This window comes from Klebsiella sp. CN_Kp066, assembly GCF_040065135.1.
GTDB lineage: Bacteria > Pseudomonadota > Gammaproteobacteria > Enterobacterales > Enterobacteriaceae > Klebsiella > Klebsiella oxytoca.
Window position 1 is genome coordinate 68275 of record NZ_JBEAIU010000038.1, and the last position, 17519, is coordinate 85793.

Annotated in this window: 15 protein-coding genes; all 15 read left to right on the plus strand. The window is 56.6% G+C overall.

Annotation, left to right across the window (positions count from 1 at the left end):
• Position 1 precedes the first annotated feature (1 nt).
• The 15 genes from rsmH (at position 2) to lpxC (ending at position 17393) form a co-directional block, all read left to right on the plus strand.
• A complete protein-coding gene (gene rsmH / locus ABLV75_RS14990; RefSeq protein ID WP_004108121.1) occupies positions 2-943 on the plus strand; it encodes a 16S rRNA (cytosine(1402)-N(4))-methyltransferase RsmH in 942 nt (313 codons plus the stop codon).
• Positions 940-1305 (plus strand): cell division protein FtsL, encoded by a 366-nt coding sequence (gene ftsL / locus ABLV75_RS14995; RefSeq protein WP_002888550.1) that lies wholly within the window; start codon positions 940-942, stop codon positions 1303-1305. Before rsmH ends, ftsL begins: the two co-directional genes overlap by 4 nt.
• Positions 1306-1320: 15 nt before the next feature.
• Positions 1321-3087, plus strand: a complete 1767-nt coding sequence (locus ABLV75_RS15000) for a peptidoglycan glycosyltransferase FtsI (RefSeq protein WP_004098582.1) — start codon at positions 1321-1323, stop codon at positions 3085-3087.
• Positions 3074-4561, plus strand: a complete 1488-nt coding sequence (gene murE / locus ABLV75_RS15005; protein WP_004108120.1) for a UDP-N-acetylmuramoyl-L-alanyl-D-glutamate--2,6-diaminopimelate ligase — start codon at positions 3074-3076, stop codon at positions 4559-4561. Before ABLV75_RS15000 ends, murE begins: the two co-directional genes overlap by 14 nt.
• Entirely contained in the window at positions 4558-5916 is a 1359-nt protein-coding gene (murF, locus tag ABLV75_RS15010) for a UDP-N-acetylmuramoyl-tripeptide--D-alanyl-D-alanine ligase (RefSeq protein ID WP_004108119.1), read from the plus strand. Before murE ends, murF begins: the two co-directional genes overlap by 4 nt.
• Positions 5910-6992, plus strand: coding sequence for a phospho-N-acetylmuramoyl-pentapeptide-transferase (gene mraY / locus ABLV75_RS15015; protein ID WP_004098585.1), 1083 nt, complete (start codon positions 5910-5912; stop codon positions 6990-6992). The genes murF and mraY overlap by 7 nt, the downstream gene beginning before the upstream one ends.
• A gap of 2 nt (positions 6993-6994) precedes the next feature.
• Complete coding sequence (murD, locus tag ABLV75_RS15020) at positions 6995-8311, plus strand: UDP-N-acetylmuramoyl-L-alanine--D-glutamate ligase (RefSeq protein WP_004108118.1); 1317 nt, start codon at positions 6995-6997, stop codon at positions 8309-8311.
• Positions 8311-9570, plus strand: coding sequence for a cell division protein FtsW (gene ftsW / locus ABLV75_RS15025; protein ID WP_004098587.1), 1260 nt, complete (start codon positions 8311-8313; stop codon positions 9568-9570). The genes murD and ftsW overlap by 1 nt, the downstream gene beginning before the upstream one ends.
• On the plus strand, positions 9567-10637 hold the full coding sequence (gene murG / locus ABLV75_RS15030; RefSeq protein ID WP_016807523.1) for an undecaprenyldiphospho-muramoylpentapeptide beta-N-acetylglucosaminyltransferase: 1071 nt from the start codon (positions 9567-9569) through the stop codon (positions 10635-10637). Before ftsW ends, murG begins: the two co-directional genes overlap by 4 nt.
• Before the next feature lie 47 nt (positions 10638-10684).
• The gene (gene murC, locus ABLV75_RS15035; protein WP_004108115.1) at positions 10685-12160 is read left to right on the plus strand and encodes a UDP-N-acetylmuramate--L-alanine ligase; all 1476 of its coding nucleotides are present in this window, start codon (positions 10685-10687) and stop codon (positions 12158-12160) included.
• Positions 12153-13073 carry a D-alanine--D-alanine ligase gene (locus ABLV75_RS15040; RefSeq protein ID WP_004108113.1) on the plus strand — a complete coding sequence of 307 codons (921 nt, stop codon included), beginning with the start codon at positions 12153-12155 and terminating at the stop codon, positions 13071-13073. The genes murC and ABLV75_RS15040 overlap by 8 nt, the downstream gene beginning before the upstream one ends.
• A 1-nt stretch (position 13074) precedes the next feature.
• Positions 13075-13908, plus strand: coding sequence for a cell division protein FtsQ (ftsQ, locus tag ABLV75_RS15045; protein WP_004108112.1), 834 nt, complete (start codon positions 13075-13077; stop codon positions 13906-13908).
• Entirely contained in the window at positions 13905-15161 is a 1257-nt protein-coding gene (gene ftsA, locus ABLV75_RS15050) for a cell division protein FtsA (protein ID WP_004098594.1), read from the plus strand. The genes ftsQ and ftsA overlap by 4 nt, the downstream gene beginning before the upstream one ends.
• A 62-nt stretch (positions 15162-15223) precedes the next feature.
• The gene (gene ftsZ / locus ABLV75_RS15055) at positions 15224-16375 is read left to right on the plus strand and encodes a cell division protein FtsZ (RefSeq protein ID WP_004108111.1); all 1152 of its coding nucleotides are present in this window, start codon (positions 15224-15226) and stop codon (positions 16373-16375) included.
• Positions 16376-16475: 100 nt separating this feature from the next.
• Positions 16476-17393 (plus strand): UDP-3-O-acyl-N-acetylglucosamine deacetylase, encoded by a 918-nt coding sequence (gene lpxC / locus ABLV75_RS15060; protein WP_004098599.1) that lies wholly within the window; start codon positions 16476-16478, stop codon positions 17391-17393.
• Positions 17394-17519 lie beyond the last annotated feature (126 nt).

Below are 17519 nucleotides of genomic sequence, written 5' to 3' on the forward strand. Positions count from 1 at the left end.
AATGATGGAAAATTATAAACACACTACGGTACTTCTGGATGAAGCCGTTAACGGCCTGAATATTCGTCCTGACGGTATCTACATTGATGGTACCTTCGGCCGCGGCGGTCACTCGCGTCTGATCCTCTCCCAACTGGGAGCGGAGGGACGCCTGCTGGCGATAGATCGTGACCCACAGGCTATCGCCGTCGCGAAAACTATCGATGATCCCCGCTTTTCCATCGTTCATGGTCCATTTTCTCAGCTGGCCGACTATGTAGGCGAGCGCAACCTGACCGGCAAGATCGACGGTATTTTGCTCGATCTTGGCGTCTCCTCGCCGCAGCTGGATGACGCTGAACGCGGCTTTTCTTTTATGCGTGATGGCCCGCTGGATATGCGTATGGATCCGACGCGCGGCCAATCTGCCGCTGAATGGCTACAAACCGCCGACGAAGCCGATATCGCCTGGGTCATCAAAACTTTTGGTGAAGAGCGTTTTGGTAAACGTATTGCCCGCGCCATCGTCGAACGTAACCGCATCGAACCGATGACGCGCACCAAAGAGCTGGCGGAGGTCGTTGCGGCGGCAACGCCGGTGAAAGACAAATTCAAACATCCCGCGACCCGTACCTTCCAGGCGGTGCGCATTTGGGTAAACAGTGAACTGGAGGAGATAGAGCAGGCGCTAAAAAGCTCGCTCAGCGTGCTTGCCCCGGGCGGGCGGCTCTCAATTATTAGTTTCCACTCGCTGGAAGACCGTATTGTGAAGCGTTTTATGCGCGAGCAAAGCCGCGGTCCGCAGGTTCCGGCTGGGTTACCGATGACCGAAGAGCAGCTTAAAAAACTGGGCGGCCGTGAGCTAAGAGCATTAGGCAAGTTGATGCCGGGTGAAAAAGAGGTAGCTGAAAATCCTCGTGCCCGTAGTTCAGTTCTGCGTATTGCAGAGAGGACGAACGCATGATCGGCAGAGTGACAGAAGCCCTAAGCAAGGTTAAAGGGTCGATAGGAAGCAACGAGCGCCATGCTTTGCCTGGCGTGATCGGAGACGACCTTCTGCGGTTCGGGAAGCTGCCACTCTGCCTGTTCATTTGCATCATTATTACGGCGATTACGGTGGTGACAACGGCGCACCATACTCGCCTCTTAACGGCGCAGCGCGAACAACTGGTTCTGGAACGCGACGCGCTGGATATTGAATGGCGCAACCTGATCCTCGAAGAAAATGCTCTCGGCGATCACAGTCGGGTTGAGCGGATCGCGACCGAGAAGCTGCAGATGCAGCACGTCGATCCATCACAAGAAAATATCGTTGTACAGAAATAAGGATTATTGCGACGCATGAAAGCAGCGCCGAAAACGCCAAAAGCAAAACGTCAGGAAGAACAGGCCAACTTTATCAGTTGGCGTTTTGCGTTGCTGTGCGGCTGTATTCTGCTGGCGCTGGGCTTCCTGCTGGGCCGCGTGGCCTGGCTACAGGTGATTAGCCCGGACATGCTGGTACGCCAGGGCGATATGCGTTCTCTGCGTGTGCAGGAGGTTTCTACCGCGCGCGGAATGATAACCGATCGTTCCGGCCGTCCGCTGGCGGTGAGCGTACCGGTAAAAGCGATCTGGGCTGACCCGAAAGAGCTGCATGAAGCGGGCGGCGTCACCCTGGACAACCGCTGGAAGGCGCTGGCCGATGCGCTGAATATGCCGCTGGATCAGCTGGCATCGCGCATCAATACCAACCCACGGATGCGTTTCATCTACCTGGCGCGTCAGGTGAACCCCGATATGGCCGACTACATCCGTAAATTGAAGCTGCCGGGGATTCACCTGCGGGAAGAGTCCCGCCGCTACTATCCGTCGGGCGAAGTAACCGCTCACCTCATTGGCTTCACTAACGTTGATAGCCAAGGGATTGAGGGCGTTGAGAAGAGCTTCGATAAGTGGCTCACCGGCCAGCCCGGCGAGCGTATCGTACGTAAAGACCGCTATGGCCGGGTAATAGAAGATATTTCGTCCACCGATAGCCAGGCCGCGCATAACCTGGCGCTGAGCATCGATGAACGCCTCCAGGCGCTGGTTTATCGCGAACTGAACAATGCAGTGGCGTTCAACAAGGCGGAGTCAGGCACAGCGGTTCTGGTCGACGTCAACACCGGCGAAGTGCTGGCAATGGCTAACAGTCCTTCGTACAACCCGAATAATTTCGCCGGCACGTCTAAAGATACCATGCGTAACCGCGCCATTACCGACGTGTTTGAGCCGGGTTCAACGGTGAAGCCGATGGTGGTGATGACGGCCCTTCAGCGCGGCATTGTTAACGAAAATACCGTGCTGAATACCATACCTTACCGAATTAACGGCCACGAAATCAAAGACGTGGCGCGCTACAGCGAATTGACCCTGACCGGGGTGCTACAGAAGTCGAGTAACGTCGGTGTTTCTAAGCTGGCGTTAGCGATGCCGTCCTCAGCGTTAGTAGATACTTACTCACGTTTTGGGCTTGGAAAAGCGACCAATTTGGGGTTGGTCGGAGAACGCAGTGGCTTATACCCTCAAAAACAACGGTGGTCTGACATAGAGAGGGCCACCTTTTCTTTCGGCTATGGGCTAATGGTAACCCCGTTACAGTTAGCGCGAGTCTACGCAACGATCGGCAGCTACGGCATCTATCGCCCGCTGTCGATTACCAAAGTTGATCCACCGGTTCCGGGCGAGCGCGTCTTCCCGGAATCACTCGTTCGTACCGTTGTTCACATGATGGAAAGCGTGGCGTTGCCCGGCGGCGGCGGCGTGAAGGCGGCGATCAAAGGCTATCGCATCGCCATTAAAACCGGTACGGCGAAAAAAGTAGGGCCGGATGGCCGCTACATCAACAAATATATTGCTTACACCGCAGGCGTTGCGCCCGCCAGCCATCCGCGCTTTGCGCTGGTGGTGGTGATCAACGATCCGCAGGCGGGCAAATACTACGGCGGCGCCGTTTCCGCGCCGGTCTTCGGTGCCATCATGGGCGGCGTGCTGCGTACCATGAACATTGAACCGGATGCGCTGGCAACGGCTGAAAAAAGTGAATTAGTGATTAATCAAGGCGAGGGAACAGGTGGCAGATCGTAATTTGCGCGACCTTCTCGCTCCGTGGGTGCCAAATGCGCCGGAGCGAATTCTGCGAGAAATGACGCTGGACAGCCGGGTGGCTGCTTCTGGCGATCTTTTTGTCGCGGTTTTAGGTCATCAGGCGGACGGGCGTCGTTATATCCCGCAGGCGATAGCGCAAGGTGTTGCTGCCATTATTGCTGAGGCCAAAGATGAGGCCCATGACGGCGAGATCCGTGAAATGCACGGGGTGCCGGTTATCTATCTCAGCCAACTCAACGAGCGCTTATCCGCGCTGGCCGGGCGTTTTTACCATCAGCCTTCAGAACAACTGCGCCTGGTGGGCGTCACCGGAACTAACGGTAAGACCACCACGACGCAACTGCTGGCGCAATGGGCGCAGCTGCTTGGCGAAACCAGTGCGGTAATGGGAACCGTAGGCAATGGCCTGCTGGGGAAAGTTATCCCAACGGAAAACACCACCGGTTCGGCTGTTGACGTTCAGCACATCCTTTCTGGCCTGGCAGGGCAGGGGGCAACGTTCGCCGCGATGGAAGTTTCCTCTCACGGCCTGGTGCAGCACCGCGTCGCCGCGCTGCAGTTTGCCGCGTCGGTCTTCACCAACCTGAGCCGCGATCACCTTGATTACCACGGTGATATGGAGCATTACGAAGCGGCAAAATGGCTGCTCTACTCAACTCACCATTGCGGTCAGGCGATTGTTAATGCGGACGATGAAGTCGGTCGCCGCTGGCTGGCGAAACTGCCGGATGCGGTTGCCGTATCAATGGAAGATCACATTAACCCGAACTGCCGTGGCCGCTGGCTCAAAGCCACTGCCGTGAACTATCACGACAGCGGCGCAACCGTTCAGTTTGCTTCCAGCTGGGGTAACGGCGAGATAGAAAGCCGCTTGATGGGCGCCTTTAATGTCAGCAATCTGCTGCTGGCGTTAGCCACCCTGCTGGCGCTGGGTTATCCGCTTGCCGATCTGCTGAAAACCACCGCGCGCCTGCAGCCGGTATGCGGGCGTATGGAAGTGTTCGCCGCGCCGGGTAAACCGACCGTGGTCGTTGATTATGCCCACACGCCCGATGCGCTGGAAAAGGCGCTGCAGGCGGCGCGTCTGCACTGCAGCGGTAAGCTGTGGTGCGTATTCGGCTGCGGCGGGGATCGCGACAAAGGCAAGCGTCCGCTAATGGGCGCTATCGCCGAAGAGTTTGCCGATATTGTGGTTGTCACCGATGACAACCCGCGCACTGAAGAGCCGCGGGCGATTATTAACGATATTCTGGCCGGCATGCTGGACGCGGGCCATGCCAGAGCGGTGGAGGGGCGTGCGGAAGCGGTGACGAATGCAGTGATGCAGGCGAAAGAAAACGACGTCGTTCTGGTGGCGGGCAAAGGCCACGAGGACTATCAAATCGTCGGCAATCGCCGGCTCGATTATTCTGACCGCGTCACCGTGGCGCGTTTGCTGGGGACGGTAGCATGATTCGCTTGACTCTCAGCCAGCTCGCCGACATCACGCGCGGCGAGCTGCACGGCCGCGATGTGGCGATTGATGACGTCACCTCCGATACCCGTAAAGTCACGGCGGGCTGCCTGTTCGTGGCGCTAAAAGGCGAGCGTTTTGATGCTCACGATTTTGCCGAACAGGCGAAAGCTGCCGGCGCGGGCGCGCTGCTGGTCAGTCGTCAGCTGGCCTGCGATTTACCGCAGGTAGTGGTGAAGGATACGCGCCTCGCGTTCGGCGAACTGGCCGCATGGGTGCGTCAGCAGGTTCCGGCGCGCGTAGTCGCGCTGACCGGATCTTCCGGAAAAACCTCGGTCAAAGAGATGACCGCGGCGATTCTGAGCCAGTGCGGGAATACGCTGTATACCGCAGGTAACCTGAACAACGATATCGGCGTGCCGATAACGCTGCTGCGCCTCACCCAGGAACATGACTACGCGGTCATCGAGTTAGGCGCTAATCATCAGGGCGAAATTGCCTGGACCGTTAGTCTGACCCGCCCCGAAGCCGCGTTAGTGAATAACCTGGCCGCTGCCCACCTGGAAGGTTTTGGCTCTCTGGAAGGCGTGGCGAAAGCTAAAGGCGAAATTTACACCGGCCTGCCGCTCAACGGCATCGCGATTATGAACGCCGACAATAATGACTGGCTGAACTGGCAAAGCGTAATTGGCGAGCGTAAAACCTGGCGTTTTTCGCCGAATGCCGCCAACAGCGATTTCACCGCAACCAACGTACACGTGACGTCGCATGGGACTGAATTTACCCTGCAAACCCCATCGGGCAGCGTTGATGTCCTGCTACCGCTCCCGGGGCGCCATAACATCGCTAATGCGCTGGCCGCAGCGGCGCTGTCAATGGCGGTTGGTGCGACGCATGAGGCGATCAAAGCGGGTCTGAAAGATCTGCAAGCAGTACCAGGGCGTTTATTCCCGATCCAACTGACTGACAGCCAGCTCCTGCTGGATGATTCCTATAACGCCAACGTTGGCTCGCTAACCGCCGCGGTACAGGTGCTGTCTGAGATGCCGGGCTATCGGGTACTGGTCGTCGGCGATATGGCTGAACTCGGCGCGGAAAGCCAGGCGTGCCATCGTCAAGTGGGCGAAGCGGCAAAAGCGGCCGGGCTCGATCGCGTACTGAGCGTCGGTACGCTGAGCGCAGAAATCAGCGGCGCCAGCGGAGTTGGCGAACATTTTAGCGAGAAGGCCGCGCTGGTGACTCGCCTGCGCGAGCTTACCGCAGAACATAAAATTATGACCATTTTAGTGAAAGGTTCACGTAGTGCCGCCATGGAAGTGGTAGTACGCGCATTACAGGAGAACGGAACATGTTAGTATGGCTGGCCGAACATTTGGTCAAATATTATTCAGGCTTTAACGTCTTTTCCTACCTGACGTTTCGCGCCATTGTCAGCCTGCTGACCGCGCTGTTCATCTCCCTGTGGATGGGCCCGCGCATGATCGCCCGTCTGCAAAAACTCTCCTTTGGCCAGGTTGTACGTAACGATGGCCCGGAATCTCACTTTAGTAAGCGCGGTACGCCAACCATGGGCGGGATCATGATCCTGACCGCCATTGTTGTCTCCGTTCTGCTGTGGGCTTACCCATCCAACCCCTACGTCTGGTGCGTACTGACGGTTCTCGTCGGCTACGGCATCATCGGCTTTGTCGATGACTATCGCAAAGTGGTGCGTAAAGATACTAAAGGCCTGATTGCTCGCTGGAAGTACTTCTGGATGTCGGTGATTGCGCTGGGCGTTGCCTTTGCGCTGTATATGGCGGGTAAAGATACGCCGGCGACTCAGCTGGTAGTGCCGTTCTTTAAAGACGTGATGCCGCAGCTGGGCCTGTTCTACGTCCTGCTGGCCTATTTTGTTATCGTTGGGACCGGTAATGCGGTCAACCTGACCGACGGCCTCGATGGGCTGGCGATTATGCCAACCGTATTCGTTGCCGCCGGCTTCGCGCTGGTGGCCTGGGCGACCGGTAACATGAACTTCGCCAACTACCTGCATATCCCTTATTTGCGTCACGCCGGTGAACTGGTGATCGTCTGTACGGCGATTGTTGGCGCGGGTCTGGGCTTCCTGTGGTTTAACACCTATCCGGCACAGGTCTTTATGGGCGATGTGGGTTCGCTGGCACTCGGCGGCGCGCTGGGTATTATCGCCGTGCTGCTGCGCCAGGAATTCCTGCTGGTGATTATGGGTGGCGTATTTGTGGTGGAAACGCTCTCGGTGATTCTGCAGGTCGGTTCCTTCAAGCTGCGCGGTCAGCGCATTTTCCGCATGGCGCCTATTCACCATCACTATGAACTGAAAGGCTGGCCGGAACCGCGCGTTATCGTGCGTTTCTGGATTATTTCGCTGATGCTGGTGCTGATTGGCCTGGCGACGCTGAAGGTACGTTAATCATGGCAGATTATCAGGGTAAAAAAGTCGTCATTATTGGGCTGGGTATGACCGGCCTGTCATGCGTGGACTTTTTCATGGCTCGCGGCGTGACGCCGCGGGTGATGGATACCCGCGTTGCGCCGGCGGGGCTGGATAAACTGCCGGAAGCTGTTGAGCGCTATGTTGGCGGTCTTAATGAAGACTGGCTGTTGACGGCAGACCTGATTGTCGCCAGTCCGGGTATCGCTCTGGCGCATCCTTCCCTGAGCGCCGCGGCAGATGCTGGGGTGGAAATTGTCGGTGATATCGAACTGTTTTGCCGCGAGGCGCAGGCGCCTGTCGTTGCGATCACCGGCTCTAACGGTAAAAGCACCGTGACTTCCCTCGTGGGAGAAATGGCGAAAGCAGCGGGTATGAACGTTGGCGTTGGGGGCAATATTGGCCTGCCGGCGCTGATGCTGCTGGATCCTGAACGCGAACTCTATGTTCTGGAGCTTTCAAGCTTCCAGCTGGAAACTACCTCCAGCCTGCGGGCGGTTGCGGCGACGATCCTGAACGTCACCGAAGATCATATGGACCGCTATCCGCTGGGGCTTCAGCAGTACCGCGCCGCCAAACTGCGAATTTACGAGAATGCGCGGGCCTGTATCGTCAATGCCGACGATGCGTTAACCATGCCGGTACGCGGCGCGGACGAGCGCTGCATCAGCTTCGGCGTTGACGTTGGCGACTATCACCTGAACCGCCAGCAGGGCGAAACCTGGCTGCGCGTCAAAGGCGAAAAAGTGCTTAACGTCAAAGAGATGAAGATTAGCGGCCAGCACAACTACAGTAACGCTCTTGCGGCCCTGGCCCTGGCTGACGCCGCGGGTTTGCCGCGCGCCAGCAGCCTGAAAGCGCTAACCACATTCACCGGGCTGGCGCATCGTTTCCAACTGGTGCTGGAGCACAACGGCGTGCGCTGGATCAACGATTCTAAAGCCACCAACGTCGGCAGTACCGAAGCGGCGCTCAATGGGCTGCATCTTGATGGAACGCTCTATCTGCTGCTGGGCGGAGACGGGAAATCCGCTGATTTCACGCCGTTAAGCCGTTACCTGACCGGCGACAACATTCGCCTGTACTGCTTCGGACGCGACGGCGCGCAGCTGGCGGCGCTGCGCCCGGATGTCGCTGTGCAAACGGAAACGATGGAGCAGGCGATGCGCCAGATTGCGCCGCAGGTTGTCCCGGGCGATATGGTGCTGCTGTCTCCCGCGTGCGCCAGCCTCGATCAGTTTAAAAACTTTGAACAACGCGGCGACATCTTTGCTCGCCTCGCGAAGGAGTTAGGTTGATGCGTTTATCACTCCCGCGCCTGAAAATGCCACGGCTAAGACTGCCGCGTCTGCCGGGAATGTTTATTTTCGCATGGCTGTTCGCCGCGCTGAAAGGCTGGGTGATGGGCTCGCGGCAAAAAGATACCGATAGCCTGGTGATGTATGACCGGATGCTGCTGTGGCTGACTTTTGGCCTGGCCGCAATCGGCTTCATCATGGTGACCTCGGCGTCGATGCCGGTAGGCCAGCGTCTGGCGAACGATCCGTTTCTGTTTGCCAAGCGCGATGGCTTATACATTCTGCTGGCGCTAGGGCTGGCGATGGTGACGCTGCGCCTGCCAATGGAGTTCTGGCAGCGCCACAGTACTGCAATGCTGATTGCTTCTATCGTCATGCTGCTGATTGTTCTGGTGGTCGGCAGCTCGGTTAACGGGGCCTCGCGCTGGATTGCGCTGGGGCCGCTGCGTATCCAGCCTGCGGAGTTCACCAAGCTGTCGCTGTTCTGCTATATCGCCAACTACCTTGTGCGTAAAGGCGACGAAGTGCGTAACAACCTGCGAGGCTTCTTAAAGCCGATGGGCGTGATTTTCGTGCTGGCGATTTTACTGCTGGCGCAGCCTGACCTCGGTACCGTTGTGGTGCTGTTTGTCACGACTCTGGCCATGCTGTTCCTTGCGGGGGCCAAGCTGTGGCAGTTTATCGCGATTATCGGGATGGGGCTTTCGGCAGTCGTACTGCTGATTCTGGCTGAACCGTACCGTATTCGCCGCGTGACCTCTTTCTGGAACCCGTGGGAAGATCCATTCGGCAGCGGCTACCAGCTCACCCAGTCGCTGATGGCCTTTGGCCGCGGTGAAATGTGGGGGCAGGGCCTGGGTAACTCAGTCCAGAAGCTCGAATATTTGCCCGAGGCGCACACCGATTTCATCTTCGCCATTATCGGTGAAGAACTCGGTTATATCGGTGTGGTACTCGCACTTTTAATGGTATTCTTCGTCGCTTTTCGCGCCATGTCCATTGGCCGCAAAGCGCTGGAGATTGACCACCGTTTCTCCGGTTTTCTGGCCTGCGCCATTGGGATCTGGTTCAGCTTTCAGGCGCTGGTTAACGTCGGCGCGGCAGCGGGAATGCTGCCAACTAAAGGCCTGACGCTGCCGCTGATCAGCTACGGTGGCTCGAGCCTGCTGATTATGTCGACGGCCATCATGTTGCTGTTACGAATTGATTATGAAACGCGTCTGGAAAAAGCCCAGGCGTTTACACGGGGTGTTCGATGAGCGGTCAGGAAAAGCGGTTAATGGTGATGGCGGGCGGTACCGGAGGACACGTGTTCCCGGGGCTGGCGGTTGCGCACCATTTAATGGACCAGGGCTGGCAGGTTCGCTGGCTGGGTACCGCGGATCGTATGGAAGCGGATTTAGTGCCGAAGAACGGCATTGAAATTGACTTCATTCAGATTTCCGGCCTGCGCGGCAAAGGCCTGAAGGCGCAGCTGCTGGCGCCGGTTAGGATATTCAACGCCTGGCGCCAGGCGCGGGCGATTATGCAGCGTTTTCAACCGGACGTGGTGCTGGGAATGGGCGGCTATGTGTCCGGCCCCGGCGGACTGGCGGCATGGTCGCTGGGGATCCCGGTGGTCCTGCATGAACAGAACGGAATTGCCGGTCTGACGAATAAGTGGCTGGCGAAAATTGCCAAAAAAGTGATGCAGGCATTCCCCGGCGCTTTCCCGCATGCCGATGTTGTGGGCAACCCGGTTCGCACCGATGTGCTGGCGCTCCCGCTGCCGGAACAGCGCTTAGTCGGGCGTCAGGGGCCAATTCGCGTATTGGTCGTCGGCGGTTCGCAGGGCGCTCGCGTGCTCAATCAGACGATGCCGCAGGTGGCGGCGAAGCTGGGCTCTACTGTCACCATCTGGCACCAGAGCGGTAAAGGTGGGCAGGGAACCGTACAGCGGGCCTATTCCGATGCCGGGCAGCCGCAGCACAAAGTGACCGAATTTATTGACGACATGGCGGCGGCTTACGCCTGGGCTGATGTTGTCGTGTGTCGTTCCGGGGCGCTGACGGTGAGCGAAATTGCCGCCGCGGGTTTACCGGCGCTGTTTGTGCCTTTCCAGCACAAAGATCGTCAGCAGTACTGGAATGCCCTGCCGTTAGAGAAGGCAGGAGCAGCGAAGATCCTCGAGCAGCCGCAGTTTACCGTGGATGCCGTCGCGCAAACCCTGGCGGGCTGGGATCGCGAAACGCTGCTGGATATGGCGGAGCGAGCGCGTAGAGCCTCGATTCCGGATGCTACCGAACGGGTAGCGGAAGAAGTGAGCGCCGCAGCACTGGCGCGCTAATCGCGGTGATGATCACCGTCCGAATAAAGAAGTTGATGGCGTAAAGAATGAATACACAAGATCTGGCAAAACTGCGTTCCATAGTGCCCGAGATGCGTCGCGTCCGGCACATTCACTTTGTTGGCATTGGCGGTGCCGGCATGGGCGGTATTGCCGAAGTTCTGGCCAATGAAGGTTATCAGATTAGCGGCTCCGACCTGGCGCCGAATCCGGTGACCCAACAGTTGACTCAGCTTGGCGCCACGATTTATTTCAATCATCGCCCTGAAAACGTGCGCGATGCGAGCGTTGTCGTGGTTTCCAGCGCGATTTCTGCGGATAACCCGGAAATCGTCGCCGCTCACGAAGCGCGTATTCCGGTTATTCGTCGCGCTGAAATGCTGGCGGAACTGATGCGTTTTCGCCACGGCATTGCCATTGCCGGCACGCACGGCAAAACCACAACTACGGCGATGGTCTCAAGTATTTATGCAGAGGCTGGACTTGATCCGACCTTCGTGAACGGTGGTCTGGTGAAAGCCGCTGGCGTGCATGCGCGCCTTGGACACAGCCGTTACCTGATTGCCGAAGCGGATGAAAGCGACGCCTCGTTCCTGCATTTACAGCCGATGGTTGCTATCGTGACCAATATCGAAGCCGATCATATGGATACCTACCACGGCGACTTCGAAAACCTGAAGCAGACGTTTATCAACTTCCTGCATAACCTGCCGTTCTATGGACGCGCGGTGATGTGCGTGGACGATCCGGTGATTCGCGAGCTGCTGCCGCGCGTTGGTCGCCAGCTCACCACCTACGGTTTTAGCGATGATGCTGACGTTCGCGTGGAAGAGTATCGTCAGGTCGGCGCTCAGGGGCATTTCCGCCTGGTCCGTCAGGATAAAGACGTCATTCAGGTGACGCTGAACGCACCGGGTCGCCACAACGCGCTTAACGCAGCGGCAGCGGTGGCCGTTGCGACGGAAGAGGGCATTGATGATGAAGCGATCCTGCGCGCGCTGGAAAGTTTCCAGGGTACCGGGCGTCGTTTTGATTTCCTCGGCGAATATCCGTTAGCTGAGGTTAACGGTAAAACGGGAACCGCGATGCTGATCGATGATTATGGCCACCATCCTACGGAAGTGGATGCCACTATCAAAGCGGCGCGAGCGGGCTGGCCGGATAAAAATCTGGTGATGTTGTTTCAGCCGCACCGTTTTACCCGTACGCGCGATCTGTATGACGATTTTGCCAACGTACTGACCCAGGTTGACGCTCTGCTGATGCTGGACGTTTATTCTGCTGGCGAAGCCGCCATTCCTGGCGCTGATAGCCGCTCGCTGTGCCGTACGATTCGCGGCCGCGGGAAAGTGGACCCGATTCTGGTTTCCGATCCGGCGCAAGCGGCAGAGATGCTGGCATCAGTATTGACCGGCAACGATCTGGTGCTGGTGCAGGGGGCGGGAAATATCGGTAAAATCGCCCGTCACCTGGCGGAAATCAAATTGCAACCGCAAAAAACGCAGGAGGAGCGCCATGGCTGATAAAATCGCGGTCCTCTTTGGCGGAACCTCCGCTGAACGTGAAGTCTCTCTCAATTCAGGTTCTGCGGTGCTCGCCGGCCTGCGTGAAGCCGGCGTTGATGCGCACCCGGTCGACCCGCGCGACGTTGATATTACCCAATTGAAAAACATGGGCTTTAAGAAAGCGTTTATTGCCTTGCATGGTCGCGGCGGTGAAGATGGTACGTTGCAGGGGCTGCTGGAGTTGATTCAACTTCCCTACACCGGTAGCGGGGTGATGGCTTCAGCGATCTCAATGGATAAGCTGCGCAGCAAATTACTGTGGCAGGGCGCCGGACTGCCGGTTGCGCCGTGGGTTGCGCTAACCCGTAAACAGTTCGAGGCAGGGCTTTCTGCTGACGTTGAACAGCAACTCCTGGCTCTCGGACTGCCGCTGATTGTTAAGCCGAGCCGGGAAGGCTCCAGCGTCGGTATGTCAAAAGTCAGCGAAAGTTGCGCATTACAAAATGCATTGGCGCTGGCTTTTCAGCATGATGATGAAGTTCTGATTGAAAAATGGCTCAGTGGCCCGGAATTTACCGTCGCTATGGTCGGAGAAGAAATTTTGCCGTCAATACGTATCCAGGCGGCTGGAACCTTCTATGATTATGAAGCAAAGTATCTCTCTGATGAGACGCAATATTTCTGCCCAGGCTTCGAAGATCCAGCGCGTGAGTCAGAAATCCAGGCTCTGGTGCAAAAAGCCTGGGATAGCCTTGGCTGCAAGGGATGGGGAAGAATTGACGTGATGCTGGACAGCGATGGCCAGTTTTATCTGCTGGAAGCTAACACCTCTCCTGGCATGACCAGCCACAGCCTGGTGCCGATGGCGGCGCGTCAGGCAGGGATGAGCTTCTCGCAGCTTGTTGTACGAATTCTGGACCTGGCGGGGTGATATGTCGCAGGCTGCGCTGAATACGCGGAACCACGAAGAGGAAGAAGAATCTTCTTCGCGTCGAAGTAATGGCTCTCGTCTGGCAGGTATTTTCTTCCTGCTGGCGGTGCTCTGTACCGTGCTGGTCAGCGGCTGGATGGTTCTGGGCTGGATGGAAGATGCACAGCGATTACCGCTGTCGAAGATGGTCGTCACCGGAGAGCGTCACTACACGCGCAACGATGATATCCGTCAGGCGATACTGGCATTGGGGTCGCCGGGCACCTTTATGACTCAGGACGTCAATATTATTCAAAGCCAGATTGAACGCCTGCCGTGGATTAAGCAGGCGAGCGTCAGAAAGCAATGGCCGGACGAATTGAAGATTCATCTGGTTGAATATGTGCCGATTGCGCGCTGGAATGATCAGCATATGGTAGACGTCGAAGGCAATTCTTTCAGCGTGCCGTCAGATCGCACCAGTAAACAGAATTTACCGATGTTATACGGCCCGGAAGGTAGTGAGAACGAAGTTCTTCAGGGGTACCGTGACATGGGGCAGGTGCTGGCAAAGGATAAATTCACGTTGAAAGTGGCGGCAATGACCGCGCGTCGCTCCTGGCAATTGACGCTTAATAACGATATTAAGCTCAATCTTGGCCGAGGCGACACCATGAAACGGCTTCAGCGCTTTATGGAACTCTACCCGGTTCTTCAGCAGCAGGCGCAGACCGACGGCAAACGGATAAGCTACGTTGATTTGCGTTATGACTCGGGAGCGGCAGTCGGTTGGGTACCGGTTCCCGCAGAGGAAACTAATCAACAACAGAATCAGGCACAGGCAGAACAACAATGATCAAGGCGACGGACAGAAAACTGGTAGTTGGACTGGAGATTGGCACCGCTAAGGTTGCCGCTTTAGTAGGGGAAGTTCTGCCCGACGGTATGATTAATATCATTGGCGTGGGCAGTTGCCCATCGCGTGGTATGGATAAAGGCGGAGTGAACGACCTGGAATCCGTGGTGAAATGCGTACAGCGCGCCATTGACCAGGCCGAACTGATGGCGGATTGCCAGATCTCGTCAGTCTATCTGGCGCTTTCAGGCAAGCATATCAGCTGTCAAAATGAAATTGGTATGGTGCCGATTTCTGAAGAAGAAGTCACTCAGGATGACGTCGAGAACGTGGTGCATACCGCCAAATCGGTTCGCGTGCGCGATGAACACCGCGTTCTGCACGTTATTCCGCAAGAGTACGCTATTGACTACCAGGAGGGGATAAAAAACCCCGTCGGCCTGTCTGGCGTACGTATGCAGGCAAAAGTGCATTTGATTACCTGCCATAACGATATGGCGAAAAATATTGTCAAAGCGGTGGAGCGCTGCGGTCTGAAAGTCGACCAGCTCATTTTCGCCGGTTTAGCCGCCAGCTATTCCGTTTTAACGGAAGATGAACGTGAACTGGGTGTCTGCGTGGTGGATATCGGCGGTGGTACAATGGATATCGCGGTGTATACCGGCGGCGCGCTGCGTCATACCAAAGTGATCCCTTATGCGGGGAACGTTGTGACCAGCGATATTGCTTACGCTTTCGGTACGCCGCCGAGCGATGCCGAAGCCATTAAAGTGCGCCACGGCTGCGCGCTGGGCTCCATCGTTGGTAAAGATGAAAACGTCGAAGTGCCGAGCGTGGGTGGGCGTCCACCCCGCAGTCTGCAGCGTCAGACTCTGGCAGAGGTTATTGAGCCGCGTTATACCGAATTGCTCAACCTCGTGAATGAAGAGATTCTGCAACTGCAGGAACAGCTTCGTCAGCAGGGCGTCAAGCATCATCTGGCGGCAGGGATTGTATTAACCGGCGGTGCGGCGCAAATTGAAGGGCTTGCCGCCTGTGCGCAGCGCGTGTTTCACACGCAGGTGCGAATTGGCGCGCCGCTGAACATTACCGGATTAACGGATTATGCCCAGGAACCGTATTACTCGACGGCGGTTGGGCTGCTGCACTACGGGAAGGAATCTCATCTCAGTGGTGAAGCAGAAGTGGAAAAACGCGTAACGGTCGGGTCGTGGATCAAACGACTCAACAGTTGGTTGCGAAAAGAGTTTTAATTTTTTAAGAGAACGCAGAAAATTAGCGTTCTCAGGCGACAGGCACAACGGAGAGAGAAATTATGTTTGAACCTATGGAACTGACCAACGACGCGGTGATTAAAGTCATCGGCGTCGGTGGCGGCGGCGGTAACGCCGTTGAGCACATGGTGCGCGAGCGCATTGAGGGTGTTGAATTTTTCGCGGTGAACACCGACGCGCAGGCACTGCGCAAAACGGCTGTTGGCCAGACTATCCAGATCGGCAGCGGTATTACCAAGGGGCTGGGCGCAGGCGCAAACCCGGAAGTGGGCCGTAACGCAGCGGATGAAGACCGTGAAGCGCTGCGTGCCGCTCTTGATGGCGCCGACATGGTGTTTATCGCAGCAGGTATGGGCGGCGGGACCGGAACCGGTGCTGCGCCCGTGGTTGCTGAAGTCGCCAAAGATTTAGGCATCCTGACCGTTGCCGTCGTGACTAAGCCGTTCAATTTTGAAGGCAAGAAGCGTATGGCATTCGCCGAGCAGGGTATCACCGAGCTGTCCAAGCACGTGGATTCTCTGATCACCATCCCGAACGATAAGCTGCTGAAAGTTCTGGGTCGCGGTATTTCGCTGCTCGACGCTTTCGGCGCGGCTAACGACGTGCTGAAAGGCGCGGTGCAGGGTATCGCTGAACTGATTACGCGCCCAGGCCTGATGAACGTCGACTTTGCGGACGTACGTACCGTGATGTCTGAAATGGGCTATGCGATGATGGGCTCCGGCGTAGCGAGCGGTGAAGACCGTGCGGAAGAAGCGGCTGAAATGGCTATCTCTTCCCCGCTGCTGGAAGATATCGATCTGTCCGGTGCCCGCGGCGTCCTGGTTAACATCACCGCGGGCTTCGATCTGCGTCTCGATGAGTTCGAAACCGTGGGTAACACGATCCGTGCATTTGCTTCGGATAACGCGACCGTGGTTATCGGTACCTCTCTGGACCCGGATATGAACGACGAACTGCGCGTAACCGTGGTTGCCACTGGTATCGGTATGGACAAACGTCCGGAAATTACCCTGGTCACCAACAAGCAGGTTCAGCAGCCGGTGATGGATCGTTACCAGCAGCACGGCATGTCCCCACTGAATCAAGAGCAGAAACCGGTTTCGAAAGTGGTAAACGACAATACGCCGCAAACCGCAAAAGAGCCGGATTATCTGGATATTCCAGCCTTCCTGCGTAAGCAAGCCGATTAAGAATTGGCTGGAAGTTGGGCATCTGCGCTCTTTGTGCTAAACTGGCCTGCCGAATGTATAGTACACTTCGGTTGGATAGGTAACTTGGCGAGATTATACGATGATCAAACAAAGGACTCTTAAACGTATCGTTCAGGCGACTGGCGTCGGTTTGCATACCGGCAAGAAAGTCACCCTGACGTTACGCCCTGCGCCGGCAAATACCGGGGTCATCTATCGTCGCACCGACTTGAATCCACCGGTTGATTTTCCGGCTGATGCCAAATCTGTGCGTGATACCATGCTCTGTACTTGCCTGGTCAACGAGCATGACGTGCGGATATCGACGGTTGAGCACCTTAATGCTGCCCTGGCTGGCTTAGGTATCGACAACATTATTATTGAAGTCGATGCCCCGGAAGTCCCGATTATGGACGGTAGTGCGGCTCCGTTCGTTTATCTGTTGCTGGATGCCGGCATCGATGAACTGAACTGCGCTAAGAAATTTGTGCGTATCAAAGAGACCGTTCGCGTCGAAGATGGCGATAAATGGGCTGAATTCAAACCGTATAATGGTTTTTCACTGGACTTCACCATTGATTTTAACCATCCGGCGATTGACTCCAGCAGCCAGCGCTACGCAATGAACTTCTCGGCCGATGCGTTTATGCGCCAGATTAGCCGTGCGCGTACCTTTGGTTTCATGCGCGATATCGAATATCTGCAGTCCCGCGGCCTGTGCCTGGGCGGCAGCTTCGATTGTGCCATCGTTGTTGACGATTATCGCGTACTGAACGAAGACGGTTTGCGCTTTGAAGACGAATTTGTCCGTCATAAAATGCTGGATGCGATTGGCGACCTGTTTATGTGCGGTCACAATATTATCGGTGCATTTACGGCGTACAAGTCCGGTCATGCGTTGAATAACAAACTGCTGCAGGCTGTTCTGGCAAAACAGGAAGCCTGGGAGTATGTGACCTTCGAGGACGACGCAGAGATGCCGCTGGCGTTCCGCGCGCCGACACTGGTTCTGGCATAAGCCGGATCCTGTAGTAAATTCGACTGGTAACCTGGTACTCTCTCCGGCCAGGGAACCAGTCGTTTTCTTTTTGCGTTTCCGCTGCACCCAGCTTCCAGTTTTACCCGTCTTTACTGCGCGTTCGTT

Bases quoted from the DNA above. Each gene is read 5' to 3' on its own strand.
- ftsW (WP_004098587.1), top strand. From the start codon at position 8,311: ATGCGTTTATCACTCCCGCGCCTGAAAATGCCACGGCTAAGACTGCCG.
- ftsQ (WP_004108112.1), top strand. From the start codon at position 13,075: ATGTCGCAGGCTGCGCTGAATACGCGGAACCACGAAGAGGAAGAAGAA.
- murF (WP_004108119.1), top strand. From the start codon at position 4,558: ATGATTCGCTTGACTCTCAGCCAGCTCGCCGACATCACGCGCGGCGAG.
- murD (WP_004108118.1), top strand. From the start codon at position 6,995: ATGGCAGATTATCAGGGTAAAAAAGTCGTCATTATTGGGCTGGGTATG.
- mraY (WP_004098585.1), top strand. From the start codon at position 5,910: ATGTTAGTATGGCTGGCCGAACATTTGGTCAAATATTATTCAGGCTTT.
- murG (WP_016807523.1), top strand. From the start codon at position 9,567: ATGAGCGGTCAGGAAAAGCGGTTAATGGTGATGGCGGGCGGTACCGGA.
- ABLV75_RS15040 (WP_004108113.1), top strand. From the start codon at position 12,153: ATGGCTGATAAAATCGCGGTCCTCTTTGGCGGAACCTCCGCTGAACGT.
- lpxC (WP_004098599.1), top strand. From the start codon at position 16,476: ATGATCAAACAAAGGACTCTTAAACGTATCGTTCAGGCGACTGGCGTC.
- rsmH (WP_004108121.1), top strand. From the start codon at position 2: ATGATGGAAAATTATAAACACACTACGGTACTTCTGGATGAAGCCGTT.
- ftsA (WP_004098594.1), top strand. From the start codon at position 13,905: ATGATCAAGGCGACGGACAGAAAACTGGTAGTTGGACTGGAGATTGGC.
- ftsL (WP_002888550.1), top strand. From the start codon at position 940: ATGATCGGCAGAGTGACAGAAGCCCTAAGCAAGGTTAAAGGGTCGATA.
- ftsZ (WP_004108111.1), top strand. From the start codon at position 15,224: ATGTTTGAACCTATGGAACTGACCAACGACGCGGTGATTAAAGTCATC.
- ABLV75_RS15000 (WP_004098582.1), top strand. From the start codon at position 1,321: ATGAAAGCAGCGCCGAAAACGCCAAAAGCAAAACGTCAGGAAGAACAG.
- murC (WP_004108115.1), top strand. From the start codon at position 10,685: ATGAATACACAAGATCTGGCAAAACTGCGTTCCATAGTGCCCGAGATG.